The sequence below is a fragment of the Microbacterium sp. P5_B6 genome (assembly GCF_056400345.1).
The window spans coordinates 369,831-387,238 of record NZ_JBFULL010000002.1 but is presented as its reverse complement, the minus strand read 5'-3'; the positions used below and the strand labels follow the sequence as shown (position 1 = coordinate 387,238).

The window sequence follows — 17,408 nt, the reverse complement described above, 5'->3', positions numbered from 1 at the left end:
CTCAGTCCTCCTGATCGAACGCCGGAGCGTGGTCGCGGGCGTACTGGACGAAGCTGTTGCTGACACCCTGCGGCACCATCGGCCACACCATCGCGTCGGCGCTCACCACGAAGTCGATCACGACAGGACGATCGTTCGTCTCGAGCGCCGTCTGGATGGCGGCATCGACGTCCTCTTCCTTCTCGACGCGGATCGCGAGGCAGCCGTAGGCCTCGGCCAGCTTCACGAAGTCGGGGATCCGCACGGTGCCGTGGCCGGTGTTGAGGTTGGTGTGCGAATAGCGGCCGTCATAGAAGAGCGTCTGCCACTGCCGCACCATGCCGAGCGACGAGTTGTTGATGATCGCGACCTTGATCGGAATGTTGTTGATCGCGCAGGTGGCGAGCTCCTGATTGGTCATCTGGAAGCATCCGTCGCCGTCGATCGCCCACACCACACGGTCGGGCTCCGCGACCTTCGCTCCCATCGCGGCGGGGACGGAGTAGCCCATCGTCCCGGCTCCGCCGGAGTTCAGCCACGAGTTCGGCCGCTCGTACTTGATGAACTGCGCCGACCACATCTGGTGCTGTCCGACGCCGGCGGCGTAGACGCCCTCAGGCCCGGTCAGCTCGCCGATCCGCTGGATGACGTACTGGGGCGACATCAGCCCGTCCGACGGCTGCGTGTAGCCCAGGGGGAACTCGTTGCGGAGCCCGTCGAGGAAGGCCCACCACTCGTCCGTGTCGGGAGCAGCTGCGGCTGCCGCGGTGCGGAACGCGCTCTCGAGGTCGACGAGCACGTCCTTCAGGTCGCCCACGATCGGGACGTCGGCGGTGCGGATCTTGGAGATCTCGGCGGGGTCGATGTCGACGTGCACGACCTGGGCATGGGGCGCGAACAGCGCCGCCTTGCCCGTGACGCGGTCGTCGAAGCGGGCTCCGAGCGACACGAGGAGGTCTGCCTCCTGCAGCGCCAGCACCGCCGGCACCGTGCCGTGCATGCCCGGCATGCCGAGGTGCTGCTGGTGCGAGTCGGGGAACGCGCCACGCGCCATGAGGGTGGTGACGACCGGCGCGCCCGTCGTCTCGGCCAGCTTCAGCAGCTCTTCGGAAGCCTGCGCGCGGATCACGCCGCCGCCGACGTACAGAACGGGCTTCTTGGCCGAGGCGAGCAGCTGAGCCGCCGCCTGGATCTGCTTGCCGTGCGCCTTGGTGACCGGCCGGTACCCGGGCAGGTCGATCTTCGGCGGCCAGATGAAGGGAGCCTCCGCCTGCTGCGCGTCCTTCGTGATGTCGACGAGCACCGGGCCCGGGCGACCGGTTCCCGCGATCTCGAACGCCGCGGCGATCGCGCCCGGGATCTCGGCGGGATCCTTGACCAGGAAGGAGTGCTTGGTGATCGGCATCGTGATGCCGACGATGTCGGCCTCCTGGAAGGCATCCGTCCCCATGAGGTTCGAGAAGACCTGGCCCGTGATGCAGACGATCGGAACAGAGTCCATGTACGCATCGGCGATGGCGGTCACGAGGTTCGTCGCACCCGGACCCGACGTGGCGATCGCGACGCCGATCTTGTTTGATGCGGCGGCATAGCCCTCGGCGGCGTGACCGGCGCCCTGCTCGTGACGCACGAGGATGTGCCGCAGCTCGGTCGAGTCCATGAGCGGGTCGTAGACGGGCAGGATGGCCCCGCCCGGCAGTCCGAAGACGTCGGTGACGCCCAGCAGCTCCAGCGATCGGACGACCGCCTGGGCCCCCGTGAGCACGGGTGCGGGGGCGGTCGCTGTGGCAGCGCGAGCGGGTGGCCGTGGAATGGCCGCAGTGGTTTCGGCGGGCATGGTGAGAATCCTCGATCAGTCGGAGTTTCGATACGCGGCTGCGCCGCTACTCAACCACCGGTCAACGGTGGATCAGCCGGTCGTCGCGCCCTCTGCAGCGGAGCGCACGAGTCGGGAGTACTTGGCCAGGACGCCACGGGTATAGCGCGGGGGAAGCGGCTCCCAGCCTTCGCGGCGGGAGCTCAGCTCGGTCTCATCGACGAGTAGGTCGAGAGTGCGAGCCGCGATATCGACCCGTATCAGATCACCATCGCGCACGAAGGCGATAGGACCAGCGTCCACCGCTTCGGGTGCTATGTGGCCGATGCACAGTCCGGTTGTGCCGCCTGAGAATCGACCGTCCGTCAAGAGTAGTACATCTTTTCCGAGGCCGGCGCCCTTGATGGCGGCCGTGATGGCGAGCATCTCGCGCATTCCCGGACCGCCCTTCGGGCCCTCGTAGCGGATGACCACGACGTCGCCGGCGCTGATGTCGCCGGCCTCGAGCGCGTCCATCGCGCTGCGCTCCCGCTCGAAGACCCGGGCGGGGCCCTCGAACACGTCGGCGTCGAAGCCGGCGGACTTGACGACCGCGCCCTCCGGGGCGATGGATCCGTGGAGGATCGTGATGCCGCCCTTGGCGTGGATCGGGTCGTCGAACGTGTGGATGACGGTGCCGTCGACCGGGTCGGGGTTCAGGTCGGCGAGGTTCTCCGCAAGGGTCCTGCCCGTGACCGTCAGCGCGTCACCGTGGAGCAGACCCTCGTCGAGCATCGCCTTCATGATGACGGGGATGCCGCCGTGGCGGTCGACGTCGTTCATCACGTACTTGCCGAAGGGCTTCATGTCGGCCACGTGCGGCACCTTGTCGCCGATGCGGTTGAAGTCGTGCAGGCTGAGCTCGACATCCGCCTCGCGGGCGATGGCGAGGAGGTGGAGCACGACGTTGGTCGAGCCGCCCAGTGCCATCGCCAGCGCGATGGCGTTCTCGAACGCCTCCTTCGTCAGGATGTCGCGCGTGGTGATCCCGAGGCGCAGCAGGTTGACGACGGCCTCACCCGAACGGTGCGCGAAGTAGTCGCGGCGGCGGTCCGCCGACGGCGGAGCGGCCGATCCCGGCAGCGAGAGTCCGAGCGCCTCGGCGACCGACGCCATCGTGTTGGCCGTGTACATCCCGCCGCACGCACCCTCGCCGGGTGCGATGGCGCACTCGATGCGCTTGAGGTCGGCTTCGCTCATCTTGCCCGCCAGGCACGCGCCGACCGCCTCGAACGAGTCGATGATGGTGACGTCCTTCTCGGTGCCGTCGCTGAGCTTCACCCAGCCCGGTGCGATCGAGCCGGCGTAGAGGAAGACGCTCGACAGGTCGAGCCGCGCCGAGGCCATCAGCATCCCGGGGATGGACTTGTCACACCCGGCGAGCAGGACGGAGCCGTCAAGGCGCTCGGCCATCATCACCGTCTCGACGGAGTCGGCGATGACCTCGCGTGAGACCAGCGAGAAGTGCATGCCCTCGTGGCCCATCGAGATGCCGTCCGACACCGAGATCGTCCCGAACTGCAGCGGGTATCCCCCGCCCGCGTGCACGCCTTCCTTGGCTCCTTGAGCGAGCCGGTCGAGGCTCAGGTTGCACGGAGTGATCTCGTTCCAGCTCGACGCGATGCCGATCTGGGGCTTGTCCCAGTCCGCGTCGCCCATGCCGACCGCGCGCAGCATTCCTCGAGAGGTCGTCGCCTCGATTCCGTCAGTGACGACGCGGCTGCGGGGCTTGATATCGATGCGGCTTTCGGGCGAAGACATGATTGACATCCTATTCCGCGCCGCGGGCCCTCCCCCGTGCGACGGCTACTCCCGGCGCTCGGCTCGCATCCGCGCCAGCAGGTTCAGAGCGGCCGCCAGTTCCTGGATGCCGCGCACCCGCACCGACGCGACCGTCGCACCCTCTCCGACCCGGATGCCGAGGTCGTCCGGGCCGAGACTCGCCATGGCATCCTCGTCGGTCACGTCGTCGCCCGCGAACAGCACCGCGGTCGCGCCCGTCCGCTCGCGGAGAGCTGCCAGCGCGGAGTCCTTCCCCTCGTGGCGGAAGGAGTACTCCACGATGTGGTGTCCCGTGCGGCGGCGCCAGTGCGGAGCCCGCTCCTGCACCAGCCGATCGGCGGCATTGCGGGCCGTCTGGGCGTCCTCGGGACTCGCCACGCGGGTGTGGATGCCGAAGCCGTAGGTCTTCGGCTCGACCCACACGCCCTCGAGTCCGCCGACCTCCGCGTCCATCTGATCACGCAGCTCGTCTCGCAGCGCCGGCGCCTCCGCTTCGTCATCAGTCTCGAGCAGGCCCTGACCTGGCACCCAGAACTCGGCGCCGTGAGACCCTGCGAGGAAGATCTGCGCGTCGTCGGCGTGCTCGGCGATCTCGCGCAGGTCGTGCATGCTCCGGCCCGAGACGAATGCCACCGGCGTGTCGGGGAGCGCAGCCAGCGCCGCGACCGCCGCGGAGGCGGAAGGAAGCGCGCGCGCCTTCATCGGCTCGTCCTCCAGCGGCGCGAGCGTGCCGTCGAAGTCGAGGGCGACCAGCAGGCGATCGGATGCCGCGACCCGCGCCAGCGCCGACTTCAGGGCCTCGTCGTCGATCTGGATGTGATGGGTGGTGTCGGTCACGCTTCTCCTCTGGTGGAATCGCGCGAGCGCCTCCAGGAACTCGCGAGACCAGTCTTCGACCGTGTGCTCGAGTACCCGCCTGCGCGCCGTGCGCATGCGCCGGCCCTGCTCTCCGGGCGTCATGGCGACCGCGCGCATCATTGCTTCCTTCAGGCCCTCGATGTCGTGAGGGTTGACCCGCACGGCGGTGCCCAGTTCGTCCGCCGCGCCGGCGAATTCGCTCAGGAGCAGCACGCCGCGGTTGTCGACCCGCGAGGCCACGTACTCCTTCGCGACCAGATTCATGCCGTCGCGCAGGGCGGTGACGAGCATGACGTCGGCGGCGAGGAACAGGGCGACCATCTCCTCGCGGGGATACGCCTGATGCAGGTAGCGGATGGCGGTGTGGCCCATCGTGTCGAAGTCGCCGTTGATGCGTCCGACGGTGAGTTCTATCTCGTCCCGCAGCTGCACGTACGCTTCCACGCGCTCTCTGCTCGGACTCGCCACCTGAACCAGCGTGACGTCGTCCACGCTCAGCTTGTTCTCGTTGAGCAGCTCCCCGTACGCCTCCAGCCGGTGCCGGATGCCCTTGGTGTAGTCCAGGCGGTCGACGCCGAGGAAGATGCGCTTCGGGTTTCCGAGGCTCTCGCGGATCTGACGGGCGCGCTCCTGCACGTCCGGGCGCTGGGCCAGCTCGATGTACGAGGACGCGTCGATGGAGATCGGAAAGGCGCGCGCGAGCGCAAGCCGCGTCGTGCCATCGGCCTCGGGCACCCGGATGCCGGATGCTTTGGTCTCGTAGCGGAGCTGCCGCCTTACGGCGCGCGCGAAGTTGCCGGCGTCCGCGACGCGCTGGAACCCGATGACGTCGGCTCCGAGCAGTCCCTCGAGCACCTGCCGTCGCCAGGGCAGCTGGGAATACAGTCCGTATGCCGGGAAGGGTATGTGGTGGAAATAGCCGATCACGAGGTCGGGGCGGAGGTCCCGCAGCATGCGCGGCACGAGCTGCAGCTGATAGTCCTGAACCCACACCGTCGCCTCGTCTGCGGCCGCGGCGGCCGCCGCCTCAGCGAAACGGCGATTGACCCTGACGTACGCGTCCCACCAGTGCCGGCTGTACCGCGGCTGGGCGATGACGTCGTGGTACAGCGGCCAGATGGTGTCGTTCGAGAAGCCCTCGTAGTAGTTCGCGACCTCATCGGCGGTGAGTGTGACGGGAATGAGGTGGGTGCCCTCGAAATCGAACGGCTCGACGTCCACGTCGGCCTGCCCGGGCCAGCCGACCCATGCACCCTCCGCCTGCCGCATGACCGGTTCGAGAGCCGTGACGAGCCCTCCGGGGGATCGTCGCCAGGTTTCGGGACCGTCGTCATCCGCGCTGGGCACGCGGTCCACGGGCAGTCGATTCGCGACGACGACGAGTTCAGCCAGTGACACAGGGCGCTCCGGTTCCGTATGGGTTCGTCCAGGCTAACAGCGGGCCTCTCGAGCCGACGGGGCGTGCGGTGTGCGGCGGCGCATGGTACGCGTCAGACGGCCATCGGTGAAGTCCGCGCCACCCCTTCGCAGCGGATGCGCGCGGGCGCTAGCGTAAAGCGCATGCGAAAGTACCTCTTCGGCACGGGCCTCCTCGGGGCGATCACGGGTGGTGTGACGCTCCTGCGCGGTCTCCGCAACGACGCTCCGTTCACATGGCGGGAAGCGCTCGCATGGCTGAGCTGGGCCATCTCGCTCGTCCTCGCGATCGGCGCCATCGTCGACCTCCGCAATGCGAAGCAGGGCAAGCTCGCACCGAAGGACTCCCCCGTGTCAGGACACGAAGGCAAGATCCTGGCGAACCAGCTGAAGAGCTGACCCGCCGCGATAGTCAGCGAGTGAGGATGAGCGCGTCGCCCTGACCGCCGCCGCCGCACAGCGCCACGGCGGCCGTTCCGCCTCCACGCCGGACGAGCTCGTGCACCGCGTGCACGACCAGCCGGTTGCCGGACGCGCCGATGGGATGGCCGATGGCGATCCCGCCGCCCTGACGGTTCACGATCTCGTCCGAGAGGCCGAGCTCCGCCTGCGAGCGCGCGACGACAGCCCCGAACGCCTCGTTGATCTCGACGAGATCGAGGTCCTGCGCAGTGATGCCCTGACGGGCGCATGCCTGCTCGATGGCACGAGCAGGCTGCGCGTGCAAAGAGTTGTCGGGCCCGGCCACCTGGCCTGCGGCGCCCACGACCGCGAGGACAGGCCAGCCGTTCTCATCGGCATGCGAGCGGGTCGTGAGGACGACCGCCGAGGCGCCATCCGAGATCTGCGACGAATTGCCCGCCGTGATCGAGCCGCCCTCGGCGAAGGCAGGCCTCAGCGCGGCCAGCGTGTCCACCGTCGTGTCGGGCCGGATTCCCTCGTCCTTCGTCACCACGACGGGTGAGCCCTTCCGCTGCGGGATCTCGACCGGCACGATCTCCGCGTCGAACGCTCCGTCGGCCTGCGCCGCAGCTGCCCGCTGATGCGAGCGGGCCGCGACAGCATCCTGCGCCTCTCGGGTGATCTCGAATCGGTCGTTGTGGCGCTCGGTGGAGGCGCCCATGCTCTCGCGGTCGTAGGCGTCGGTCAGTCCGTCGTAGGCCATGTGGTCGAGCACCTCGATCGAGCCGTACGCCCAGCCGTCGCGGGAGCCCGCGAGGAGGTGCGGGGACCGGGTCATCGATTCCATGCCGGCGGCCACGACAACCGTCGCGTCGCCGAGGCGCAGCATCCGGGATCCGTCGATGATCGCGGTGAGACCCGACAGGCAGACCTTGTTGACGGAGCTCGCGTGGACGTCCCACCCGATCCCCGCCCCGATGGCGGCCTGACGGGCAGGGTTCTGGCCGGCCCCCGCCGGGAGGACCTGACCCACGAGCACCGCGTCCACGGCGCCGGCGGGAATGCCTCCCTGCTCGAGGGCGCCCTTGATGGCGATCGAGCCGAGCTGGACCGACGTCAGCGGTGCGAGCTGACCCTTGAGCCGTCCCTGCGGTGTGCGCGCCGCGGCGACGATCACGACGTCGTCGTTGTTCATGCCTTCTCCTTCAGTGCCTCGGCCACGATGAGTTCGGGCTCGGTCGCGGCGATGACCTCATCCACGGTGACGCCGGGCGCGAGCTCGACCAGCACAAGACCATTCTCGGTGACGTCGATGACGGCGAGGTCGGTGATGATCCGGTCGACGACGCCCTTGCCGGTGAGCGGCAGCGAGCATTCGTCGACGATCTTCGCGGTGCCGTCCTTGGCGACGTGCTCCATCAGCACGATGACCCGCGATGCGCCGTGGACGAGGTCCATGGCACCGCCGGGGCCCTTCACCATCTTTCCGGGGATCATCCAGTTCGCGAGGTCGCCGGACTGGGAGACCTGCATCGCTCCCAGGATGGCGGCGTCGATCTTGCCGCCCCGGATCATGCCGAAACTGGTCGCCGAATCGAAGAAGGCCGCGCCCGCCAGAGTCGTCACGGTCTCTTTGCCCGCGTTGATCAGGTCGGGGTCGACGTTCTCCTCCGTCGGATACGGGCCGACGCCGAGGATGCCGTTCTCGGACTGCAGCACTACCGTGATGCCGGCGGGAACGTAGTTCGGAACGAGGGTCGGCAGGCCGATCCCGAGGTTGACGTACGATCCGTCGCCCAGCTCGCGTGCGGCGCGGGCCGCCATCTCTGTGCGGGTGAGGGTCATGCTCCTGCTCCTTCGCTGACGGTGCGGCGCTCGATGCGCTTCTCGATGCTCGTGCCGACCTCGACGATGCGGTGGACATAGATGCCCGGGAGGTGGACAGCGTCCGGATCGAGCTCCCCGGGCTCGACGAGCTCCTCGACCTGAGCGATGCACACGCGTCCGGCCATCGCCGCCAGCGGGTTGAAGTTGCGGGCAGCCTTGTTGAAGACGAGGTTGCCGTGCCGGTCGCCCTTGGCGGCGTGCACGAGCGCGAAGTCGGTGACGATCGCCTCTTCGAGGACGAACTCGCGGGACTCGCCGGCGACCTCGAACGTGCGGACGTCCTTCTTCGGAGAGGCGACGGCAACGCCGCCCTGCCCGTCGTACCTGCGCGGCAGTCCGCCCTCGGATACCTGCGTGCCCACACCGGTCTGGGTGAAGAACGCCGCGATCCCCGAACCGCCGGCGCGGAGCTTCTCGGCGAGCGTGCCCTGGGGCGTCAGCTCGAGCTCGAGCTCGCCCGAGAGGAACTGCCGCTCGAACTCCTTGTTCTCGCCGACGTACGAAGAGGTCATCTTGCGGATGCGCTTGGCGTTCAGCAGCACGCCGAGTCCCCAGTCATCCACTCCGCAGTTGTTGCTCACGATGCTGAGGTCGCTGGTCCCCTGCGCCAGCAGAGCTTCGATGAGCGCGATGGGATTGCCGGAGAGTCCGAACCCGCCGACCGCGAGGCTGGCTCCACTCGGGACGTCGGCGATGGCCTCGGCCGCCGATGCGTACGTTTTGTCGATCACGTGATTCCCACTCCTTCGTCGGGCCGGCTGACCACAATCCGGTGCGCGTGCGAACCGGACCCCCTGCCGCTTCCACTCTGCGCCTGATGGGTCAGGGTCCTCAAGCCGCGGCTTGCCATGTGGATCCGAGGCGACATAGTGTCCACATTATGGAACGACGGACGAGCGTGCCCGGAGCACAGGCGATCGCCCGCGCGGCGAGGCTCCTGCGGCTCGTGACAGCGGCCGGCGATGCGGGCGCAGGTGTGCAGGAGCTCGCGCGTCAGGCCGGCCTGTCGAGGTCGACCGCTCATCGGCTGCTGTCGGCTCTGCGCGCCGAAGGGCTGGTCGACCAGGACGAGGACACCTCGAAGTGGATGCCGGGACCCGAACTGTTCCTGATGGGCACCGTGGCGGCGGCGCGATACGACGTCACGGGTCTCGGCAGGGACATCGTGCGCTCCCTGGCCGTGAAGACGGAGGAGAGCGCTTTTCTCTCCGTGCGCCGCGCGGACGAGACGGTGTGCCTCCTTCGCGAGGAGGGCAGCTTCCCGATCCGGTCCTTCGTGCTCAGCGAAGGGGTCCGCTTCCCTCTCGGCGTGGCCTCGGCGGGTCTCGCGATCCTCGCCTTCCTCCCCGAACCGGAGGTCGAGGCCTATCTCGAGCGGCATCCGGAACTGCCTGAGCGCTTCGGGCGAGCGCATGCTCCTCAGCCGATGCGCGCGCGCATCGCCGACACGCGAGACCGCGGATACGCCGTGAACCCGGGGCTGATCGTGAACGGCAGCTGGGGGCTCGGGGCCGCCGTGTTCAACCGGTCGGGCCAGCCCGAGTGGGCCTTGAGCCTGACCGGCGTGGAGTTCCGGTTCGGTGCCGACCGGCTCCCCGCCCTCGGCCGCACGCTGCTCGCGCACGCGCACCAGCTCACGACCCGCATCTCCGCGGCCGGCCGCTGAGCCGCCGTCGCCTCAGTGCAGGCGGGCAGGGCGGCGAACGGCCCGGACCGTCACCCCGAGACGAGCGCGAGTTCCGCCGTGATGCGCTCGGCCACGGCTCGCCCCCCGGCCTCCGACATGACGATCGTGTAGTGGTTGAACCCCTGGAGCCGCTCATGCGTCACCGCAGGATAGGTCGGGAGCAGGCGAGCGAGATACTCCTCTGCGTACAGTCCAGGCGGCTCGTCCTGCAGTCCCCGCGGGGCGGTGACGAACCGCGTCGGGTGCCCCAGGCCCGCCAGGGCCTCGGGCAGTGTCGAGCCCGTGTTCATGTCGATCGTGTCGTCCACGGTGACGGCGTAGCTGGTGGCGGGACGCAGCGCGCCGGCAGCGTCGTCCACGAGGTCGTACTCCAGGTACTGCTCCAACTCGGGCGACCAGTCGCGCTGGAAGGCGGGATGCTCGCGCCAGAACTGGCGGTACTCCTCCAGGTCTGCGAACCGTCGTGACAGGCGGGCAGCGGTCGGCCCGAGGATCAGGGAGACGAGCGTGTCGGGATCGAGCCCGGCCGGCACATCCAGCGGCAGCCCGCCGTCGACGAGCACGAGCCGCGACACCCGCTCCGGGTGCAGGTGGGCGAACACGACCGACACGAACGCGCCCATCGAGTGCCCCACGACGAGGGTCTGCTCGACGCCCAGCGCGTCGAGCGTCGCGGCGAGGTCCGCCGCGTGCGCTCGGAGCCCCGCGGGCCCCTCGATCGCGTTGCTCGCGCCGCGCCCGCGCAGATCCGGTGCGACGAGCCGCACACCGGGCAGCGCCTCGACGACGAACGGCCAGGCCAGGTGCGACGACGTGACGCCGTGCACGAGCAGGGCGGTCGGCGCGGCATCCGGATCCTCAGCGTCCGACGGGTCCCAGACGCCGACACGGAGATTCCCGCCTTCGACCGGGACGTCGATGGTCCGGTACGTGTGTCCGATCATCGGGAGGTCCACCCGCCGTCCATCGTGTACGAGGCGCCGGTGACCATGCCCGCGCTGTCGGAGACGAGCCATCCGGCCAGCGACGCCACCTCGGATGCCTCGACCAGACGCTTGATCGCGCTCTCGGTCAACATCACCTTCTCCACGACCTCGCTCTCCGGGATGCCGTGGAGCCGCGCCTGATCGGCGATCTGCTTCTCGACGAGCGGCGTGCGGACGTAGCCGGGATTGATGCAGTTGCTCGTGACCGCGTGAGGTCCGCCCTCGAGCGCCGTGACCTTCGAGAGGCCCTCCAGCCCGTGCTTGGCCGCGACGTAGGCCGACTTGAAGGGGCTGGCCCGCAGGCCGTGCACGCTCGAGATGTTCACGATGCGGCCCCACCCCCGGTCGTACATTCCGGGCAGAGCCGCGCGAATGAGCAGGAAGGGCGACTCGACCATGAGTCGCTGGATGAGACGGAATGCCTCGGGATCGAAGTCCTCGATCGGGCTCACGCGCTGGATGCCCGCATTGTTGACCAGGATGTCGGTGTCGAGCGTGAGGTCGTCGAGTGCCTTCGTGTCAGCGAGGTCCACCGCCCACGCCTCGCCGCCGAGTTCGGATGCCGCCGCTTCGGCCGCTGAGCCGTCCAGGTCGGCGATCACGACGTGCGCACCCCGCCCGGCGAACTCCCGTGCGCACGCGAGACCGATCCCGCTCGCCCCGCCCGTGATCAGGGCGCGCTTGCCGCTGAGGTCGTGGTCCGTCATGCTTCTCCTCCCCCGCGAGGTGCCAGTGCGTTGTCGATGAACCGCATCATGTCGTCGAAGATCGCGGGCGGAAGCTCCGCGGGCGGCCTGCCCTGGGCATCCCGCTCCCACAGCAGGAACCGCATCCCGATGAGCTCGCCCATGCCCATCAGCGCCCAGGCCGTGACGCCGGGATCCAGGGCAGGGTCGACGTCGCCGACGTCCTGAGCCGCCCGCAGGCCGGACTCGTAGCCCTCCACGATCCGCGTGTAGTGCAGGCGGAGGGTCTCGGGTGACACGAACTCGGCCTCGCGCACCACCCGGTAGAGCGCGGGATGCTCGGCCGTGAAGCGGAAGAAGCCGGCGAACCCGGCGCGCTCCGCCTCGAGCCGGGAGGACGCTCCCTCCATCGCCTCAGCCATCGAGCGTCGCACCCGGCGGTTGAGGTCGATGACGAGCGCCTCGAAGATCACCTGCTTGCCGTCGAAGTACAGGTAGAACGTGCCGAGCCCGACGCCCGCGCGCTCGGTGATCTTGACGATCGACGCCTCGTGGTACCCGGATTCGGCGAACACGTGCTCGGCCGCCTCCAGCAGCCGGCGCCGGGTGGCTTCACCGCGCTTGGTGAGCGGGCGACCGGTGGCCTGCGAGATGCCGGCGGCCTCGTCGTCGAGTGTCAGCGGGTCAGGAACGCTCACGGCGCACCTCTTCCTGGGCGAGGGTCTCCGCGAGGTCGCGGAGGCGGGATCGGGCGAGCTTGTCGATCGTGGAGCGGGGAAGTGCGTCGACGAAGGCCACACGGACGGGGACCTTGAACGCGGCGAGCACCGACCGGGCGTGCGTCAGCACCTCCGCCTCCTGGAGGGGCTGCGTGGCCACCACGAAGGCGACGCCGCGCTCACCCCAGACGCGGTCGGGCACCCCCACCACCGCTGCGGCCTGGATCGCGGGATGCAGTGTCAGCGCATGCTCGACTTCGGCCGGTGCCACGTTCTCGCCGCCCGAGATGAAGATGTCCTTGAGCCGGTCGACGATCCGGTACACGCCGTCCGCATCACGGGATGCGAGATCGCCGGTGCGCAGCCACTCCCCCGTGCGTGCACCGGCCGTCGCCTCAGGATCGCCCAGATAGCCGGCGAAGACACTGGGGCCGCGCACCCACAGCTCACCCTCGGCGACACCCTCCCGGATGAGGCCGCTCGCCGGATCGGCGAGGCAGACGTCGACGTGCGGGTAGGGGCGACCGACGGCGCCCGGATGACGCGCAGCGTCGCCCGGTGTGAGGCACAGCACGTTCGGAGCCGCCTCGGTCAGGCCGTAGCCCTGGGTCAGCGTCACGCCGCGATCGAACCAGGTCTGGAACAGCGTCGAGGGCATCGTCGCACCCCCGACCAATGCGGTGCCCAGGTGCGAGAGATCGGATGCCGAGAACCGCGGGTCGTCGGCCAGCAGCTGGTACTGCGTGGGCACGCCCATCATCGTGGTGACCCGGCGCTCTTGCAGCAGCTGGAGCACGCGGGACGGCTGGAAGGAGCGTTCGAGCACGACGGTGGCGCCCACCCACCAGGCGAGGAGTGGCTGGCAGTTCCAGGCGGCCACATGGAACTGCGGCAGCACGGCGAGCACGACGTCGTCGGCGGTCAGCTGGATGGCGCCGGCGAGCGCGAGGTTGTTCCAGAAGCAGTTGGCGTGGGTCAGCACCACGCCCTTCGGCGTCGCCTCGCTTCCCGACGTGAAGATGACGAGCAGAGGGTCCTCGTCGAGCACCGGGCGGGTTTCTCGCGGAATGCCGAAGCGAGCGTCGCGCGTCGGCACCCCCGCTTCCACCCCGGTGGTGCCGAGCGTCGCGATCGGCGGCGCCTCGGCATCCGGACTTGTGCGCAGGTGGCGCAGAGCGTCAGCCGCCACCGCCTGATACTCGTCGTCGACCAGCACGAGCTGGGCCGCCGTGCGCTCGAGCACCTCCGCGAGCTCACGAGCGGTGAGCCGCCACGACAGCGGCACGAAGGCGACGCCCGCCTTGGCGCACGCGAAGAAGGCCACGACGTGGTCGATCGAGTTGCCCGACACGGTGGCGATCCGATCGCCGGGACCGTAGCCCGCATGGCGAAGGGACACGGACAGCGTGTGGGCGCGCAGCTCCAGGTCGCGGTAGTCGATCGTCACTCCACGGTCGTCGATCGCGATGCGCTCGGGCGACGCGGTGGCCCGATCGGTGAGCCAGCGGCCGATGGTGTGCGGACCGTCGGAGGATGCCCGCTCCGCGAACTGCCAGTCCCAGGTCATGCGCGCACCTCCTCCGGCGCCTGCTCGACCGCATCCGCATCTTCGAGACGACCGGCGGACGACCGCGTGCGCTCGCCTCTGCGGCGCCGCATCCACGCGTCGGCCGTGCCGGCGATGCCGCCGGGCAGGAACATCACCACGAGGATGAACAGCACCCCGAGGATGAAGAGCGGCTCCGACAGCGGCACCCGCAGCACGTCAGGGAGCGAGGCGATCGCATCGGATCCGGCCAGCACCGTGAGCCGCTGATCGAGCAGCGTGTAGAGCACGCCCCCCACAATGGCACCCCATCGGAACCCGACCCCACCGAGCACGACCATCACAAGCACCGTGATGGTCAGATCCGCCGACACCGAGCGCGGCACCGTCCCCGACTGCAGCAGCATGTAGGCCATACCCGCCAGGCTGGCGAGCAGCGCGGCGATCACGAAGACGATGAGCTTGACCGTGTAGGGCCGGAGGCCCAGCACCCGCACGCGCAGCTCGTTCTCTCGGGTGGCCTCGGCGAGGCGCCCGAGCTGAGATGTGTCGACCCACAGCACGACGAGGTAGACGATGACGAGCACGACCAGAGTGAACCAGTACAGATTGCGGGTGTCTGCGACGCCGACGAGCCAGTCGGGGACGTTGTCGGTGTTGAGCCCGAGTCCCTCCTCGCCCCCCGTGACCTGCGGGTTGCGCCGCACGAGCACCGAACCGGCCTGCGCGAAGGCGAGGGTGACCATCGCGAACGGGATGCCCGCCACCCGCATGCTGACGGCGCCGGTCACGAGCGCGATGACAAGCCCGCCGACGAGCGCGATCAGGATGCCGGGGAACAGCGGGATCCCCGTGTTCTCGAGCACGATCCCCAGGCCGTACGCTCCCGCGCCGAAGTAGAGCGCGTGGCCGAAGGACAGCATCCCCGCCGTCCCGAGCAGCAGGTTGTACGACAGCGCGAGCGCGGCGAACACCATGCAGAGCGAGAGGAGCGCCAGGCTTCCCGGCATGTAGGTCGGAGTCGGCAGGATGCCGGGAATGGAGATGTTCAGCAGAGGAAGGATCGCCATCAGGACGACCAGCGCGATCCCTATGAGCGCCGGCATGAGGCTGGTCCACCGTCGCACGCCACTCGGTCGACCGGCAGAGGTGTCGGCGCGAACCGCGGATGGAGGCGTCGACGGGCCGGTGTGCAGGGTCATGCCTTCCTCCCCAGGATCCCGGACGGCCGCGCGAGCAGCACGACGGCGAGCAGGATGACCACGATGAAGTCGCCCGTCCCGCCGAGGTACGTGTTCGCGAACTGCTGCAGCACGGCGACGAGCACCGAGGCGATCGCCGCCCCGGTCAGGGACCCGAGTCCCCCGATCACCGTGACGATGAAGGCGAAGATGAGCAGCGTCGCGCCGAGGTGCGCCGAGACGAACGTCGTGTAGTGCATCGCCAGCACCCCGCCGATGCCGGCCGCCGCGCCGCCGATGGCGAAGACGAGGGTGAAGGAGCGACGCACGTCGATGCCGAGAGCGGTGACCATCGATCTGTTCTCGACGCCCGCCCGGATGATCATGCCGTACCGCGTCTTCTGCAGGAACAGCACGAGCCCCCCGAGCACGAGCGCCGCGGCGATCATCAGCACCCAGTAGGTGTTGGGGATGCGTGCGCCGAGCACCTCGGTGGTCTGCTTGAGCCACGGGGGCCCTGCGATGTTGATGGCATCGGTGCCCCAGATTCCCTCGAACAGGGCGACCGAGGCGAACGACAGGCCCACTGTCACGAGCACCTGCTCGATGTGACGCTCGTAAAGGGGACGGATGAGCACGAGCTCCGTGAGGGTCGCGAACACCGCACCGACGGCTGCCCCCACGACGATGGAAGCGAGGAACGAGCCCCACGACTGCGTGCCGAGCGCTTGGGCGACCTGCCATCCGATGAATGCGCTCAGCGTGAGGAACGCGCCGTGGGCGAAGTTGAGGACGTGCATGAGCCCGTAGATGAGGCTCAGCCCCGATGCGACCAGGAAGTAGAGCGCGCCGAGACCGACGCCGGTGATGAGGATGAGGACGAGCGTGCTCACGGGGCGCCCTCCCCATCCGGCGCGGCGACGACCTCGGCGTGCACGCCGAGCAGCCGCGTCGTGAGCTCCTCGTCATCGAGGATCTCCATCGCCTTGCCGGTATGCACGACGCGTCCGCCGGCGATCACGACGGCGCCGTCGGCGAGCCGCCGGACGACCTCGAGATTCTGCTCGACGAGCAGGATCGGCACGACCTTCGACGCCTCCAGCAAGGCGTCGGCGACCTGCGTGACGATCTTGGGGGCGAGGCCCTTCGTCGGCTCGTCGACCAGGAGCAGCTTGTTGTCGTTGAGGAGCGCCCGGGCGACCGAGACCATCTGCTGCTGGCCGCCTGAGAGCGTCCCGGCCAGCTGATCCCGCCGTTGCACGAGGTCGGGAAAGAGGTCGGCGACGAAGTCGCGCCGGGGATGGCGCTGCCGCTCCGCGAGCGCGAGGTTCTCCGCGACCGTCAGCTTGGCGAAAACCTCGCGATCCTCGGGAACGTAGCCGACTCCGCGCTGCACGATCCTGTGGGTGGGCAGACCATCGATCCGCTCGCCCGCCAGCATCACCTCGCCCTTGCGCTGGATGAGACCCAGGATGCCGCGAAGCGTCGAGGTCTTGCCGACGCCGTTGCGTCCGAGCACCGCCGTGATGCCGGTGGCGGGGACCTCGAACGTGACGTCCTCCACCACCTGCTGGCCGGCGATCGAGGCCCGCATCCCGCGCACGCTCAGGATCGGGTCGTTCATGCGGCCGTCCCGAGGTAGGCGCTCTGCACGAGCGGATTCGCCATGACGTTCTGCGGAGTGTCGAACGCGATGATCGTGCCGAAGTACATGACCGCGACCTTGTCGACGAGCCCCATCAGCACGTCGATGTGATGCTCGACCATCAGGACGGTGCATTCCTTCTCGGCCTGCATGCGGCGGATGTTCTCGACGAGCCCCGGCACGTCGCCCGAGGCCACGCCCGCCATGGGCTCGTCGAGCAGCACGATGGCAGCATCCGTTGCCAGCAGCACGGCGATCTCGACCTTGCGCTTGTCGCCGTGCGAGATGTCGCCCGCCGGGGTCTCGAGCTTGTGTCCGAGGCCGACCTCTTCGAGCTTGGCCCTCGCGAGCTCGGTCGCCGGGTCGGATCTCCGCGGAAACCGCAGCAGCGAGTAGCTGCCCCCCTGCGCCACCTGCGCCGCGAGCCGCACGTTCTCGAGCACGCTCAGCCTCGGAAAGAGGCTGGATGTCTGGAATGTGCGCCCCAGTCCCGCCCGCGCCCTCTTCGGCACCGACATGCCGGTGATGTCGGCGCCGTCCATCAGGATCCGACCGGCTGTGGCCTTCATGACGCCGGAGATCACGTTGAACAGCGTGGTCTTTCCGGCGCCGTTGGGCCCGATGACGCCGACCAGCGAACCCGCCGGGACGTCGAGGTCGACATCCTTCAGGATGGTCGCGCCGCCGATCTGCAGGCCGAGGCCCTCGATCTTCAGCGCGGACGGGACAGGGGTGCTCATGGTGCCTTTCAGGGATGCGTTCCGCAGGGAGCGCTCGAT

16 protein-coding genes are annotated in these 17,408 nt (G+C 69.1%); 2 read left to right on the top strand and 14 right to left on the bottom strand.

Going from position 1 to position 17,408, the window contains the following annotated elements:
• Position 1: 1 nt before the first annotated feature.
• From AC1DP3_RS03515 to AC1DP3_RS03505, 3 genes are all read right to left on the bottom strand, one after another.
• On the bottom strand, positions 2-1,816 hold the full coding sequence (locus tag AC1DP3_RS03515; RefSeq protein WP_477291332.1) for an acetolactate synthase large subunit: 1,815 nt from the start codon (positions 1,814-1,816) through the stop codon (positions 2-4).
• A 72-nt stretch (positions 1,817-1,888) separates the two neighbouring features.
• Positions 1,889-3,595, bottom strand: a complete 1,707-nt coding sequence (gene ilvD, locus AC1DP3_RS03510; RefSeq protein WP_477291330.1) for a dihydroxy-acid dehydratase — start codon at positions 3,593-3,595, stop codon at positions 1,889-1,891.
• Between the two features lie 45 nt (positions 3,596-3,640).
• A complete protein-coding gene (locus tag AC1DP3_RS03505) occupies positions 3,641-5,872 on the bottom strand; it encodes a bifunctional alpha,alpha-trehalose-phosphate synthase (UDP-forming)/trehalose-phosphatase (RefSeq protein WP_477291328.1) in 2,232 nt (743 codons plus the stop codon).
• Positions 5,873-6,034: 162 nt separating this feature from the next.
• On the opposite strand from AC1DP3_RS03505, the gene AC1DP3_RS03500 reads away from it, so the two are divergent.
• Positions 6,035-6,289 carry a hypothetical protein gene (locus AC1DP3_RS03500; RefSeq protein ID WP_477291326.1) on the top strand — a complete coding sequence of 85 codons (255 nt, stop codon included), beginning with the start codon at positions 6,035-6,037 and terminating at the stop codon, positions 6,287-6,289.
• Positions 6,290-6,302: 13 nt separating this feature from the next.
• On the opposite strand, the gene AC1DP3_RS03495 is transcribed toward AC1DP3_RS03500, so the two are convergent.
• From AC1DP3_RS03495 to AC1DP3_RS03485, 3 genes are read right to left on the bottom strand one after another with little or no spacing between them, the layout of a single operon-like run.
• Entirely contained in the window at positions 6,303-7,487 is a 1,185-nt protein-coding gene (locus AC1DP3_RS03495) for an acetyl-CoA C-acetyltransferase (protein WP_477291324.1), read from the bottom strand.
• Entirely contained in the window at positions 7,484-8,137 is a 654-nt protein-coding gene (locus tag AC1DP3_RS03490; protein ID WP_477291322.1) for a CoA transferase subunit B, read from the bottom strand. The genes AC1DP3_RS03495 and AC1DP3_RS03490 overlap by 4 nt, the downstream gene beginning before the upstream one ends.
• On the bottom strand, positions 8,134-8,910 hold the full coding sequence (locus AC1DP3_RS03485) for a CoA transferase subunit A (RefSeq protein WP_477291319.1): 777 nt from the start codon (positions 8,908-8,910) through the stop codon (positions 8,134-8,136). Before AC1DP3_RS03485 ends, AC1DP3_RS03490 begins: the two co-directional genes overlap by 4 nt.
• A 149-nt stretch (positions 8,911-9,059) precedes the next feature.
• On the opposite strand from AC1DP3_RS03485, the gene AC1DP3_RS03480 reads away from it, so the two are divergent.
• The gene (locus tag AC1DP3_RS03480) at positions 9,060-9,845 is read left to right on the top strand and encodes an IclR family transcriptional regulator (RefSeq protein WP_477291317.1); all 786 of its coding nucleotides are present in this window, start codon (positions 9,060-9,062) and stop codon (positions 9,843-9,845) included.
• Positions 9,846-9,895: 50 nt separating this feature from the next.
• Here AC1DP3_RS03480 and AC1DP3_RS03475 read toward each other — a convergent pair whose 3' ends face one another.
• The 8 genes from AC1DP3_RS03475 to AC1DP3_RS03440 all read right to left on the bottom strand — a co-directional run bounded on the left by AC1DP3_RS03475 (position 9,896) and on the right by AC1DP3_RS03440 (position 17,369).
• Positions 9,896-10,810 carry an alpha/beta fold hydrolase gene (locus tag AC1DP3_RS03475; RefSeq protein ID WP_477291315.1) on the bottom strand — a complete coding sequence of 305 codons (915 nt, stop codon included), beginning with the start codon at positions 10,808-10,810 and terminating at the stop codon, positions 9,896-9,898.
• Complete coding sequence (locus tag AC1DP3_RS03470) at positions 10,807-11,559, bottom strand: 3-hydroxybutyrate dehydrogenase (RefSeq protein ID WP_477291313.1); 753 nt, start codon at positions 11,557-11,559, stop codon at positions 10,807-10,809. The genes AC1DP3_RS03475 and AC1DP3_RS03470 overlap by 4 nt, the downstream gene beginning before the upstream one ends.
• Complete coding sequence (locus AC1DP3_RS03465; protein WP_477291311.1) at positions 11,556-12,236, bottom strand: TetR/AcrR family transcriptional regulator; 681 nt, start codon at positions 12,234-12,236, stop codon at positions 11,556-11,558. Before AC1DP3_RS03465 ends, AC1DP3_RS03470 begins: the two co-directional genes overlap by 4 nt.
• Positions 12,223-13,824 carry a class I adenylate-forming enzyme family protein gene (locus AC1DP3_RS03460; RefSeq protein WP_477291309.1) on the bottom strand — a complete coding sequence of 534 codons (1,602 nt, stop codon included), beginning with the start codon at positions 13,822-13,824 and terminating at the stop codon, positions 12,223-12,225. The genes AC1DP3_RS03465 and AC1DP3_RS03460 overlap by 14 nt, the downstream gene beginning before the upstream one ends.
• Positions 13,821-14,909: a branched-chain amino acid ABC transporter permease gene (locus tag AC1DP3_RS03455; RefSeq protein WP_477291867.1), complete on the bottom strand. Its 1,089-nt coding sequence runs from the start codon at positions 14,907-14,909 to the stop codon at positions 13,821-13,823. The genes AC1DP3_RS03460 and AC1DP3_RS03455 overlap by 4 nt, the downstream gene beginning before the upstream one ends.
• 92 nt (positions 14,910-15,001) lie before the next feature.
• Positions 15,002-15,877, bottom strand: coding sequence for a branched-chain amino acid ABC transporter permease (locus tag AC1DP3_RS03450; protein ID WP_477291307.1), 876 nt, complete (start codon positions 15,875-15,877; stop codon positions 15,002-15,004).
• Positions 15,874-16,608 carry an ABC transporter ATP-binding protein gene (locus tag AC1DP3_RS03445; protein ID WP_477291305.1) on the bottom strand — a complete coding sequence of 245 codons (735 nt, stop codon included), beginning with the start codon at positions 16,606-16,608 and terminating at the stop codon, positions 15,874-15,876. The genes AC1DP3_RS03450 and AC1DP3_RS03445 overlap by 4 nt, the downstream gene beginning before the upstream one ends.
• Complete coding sequence (locus AC1DP3_RS03440) at positions 16,605-17,369, bottom strand: ABC transporter ATP-binding protein (protein ID WP_477291303.1); 765 nt, start codon at positions 17,367-17,369, stop codon at positions 16,605-16,607. Before AC1DP3_RS03440 ends, AC1DP3_RS03445 begins: the two co-directional genes overlap by 4 nt.
• Between the last annotated feature and the right edge of the window lie 39 nt (positions 17,370-17,408).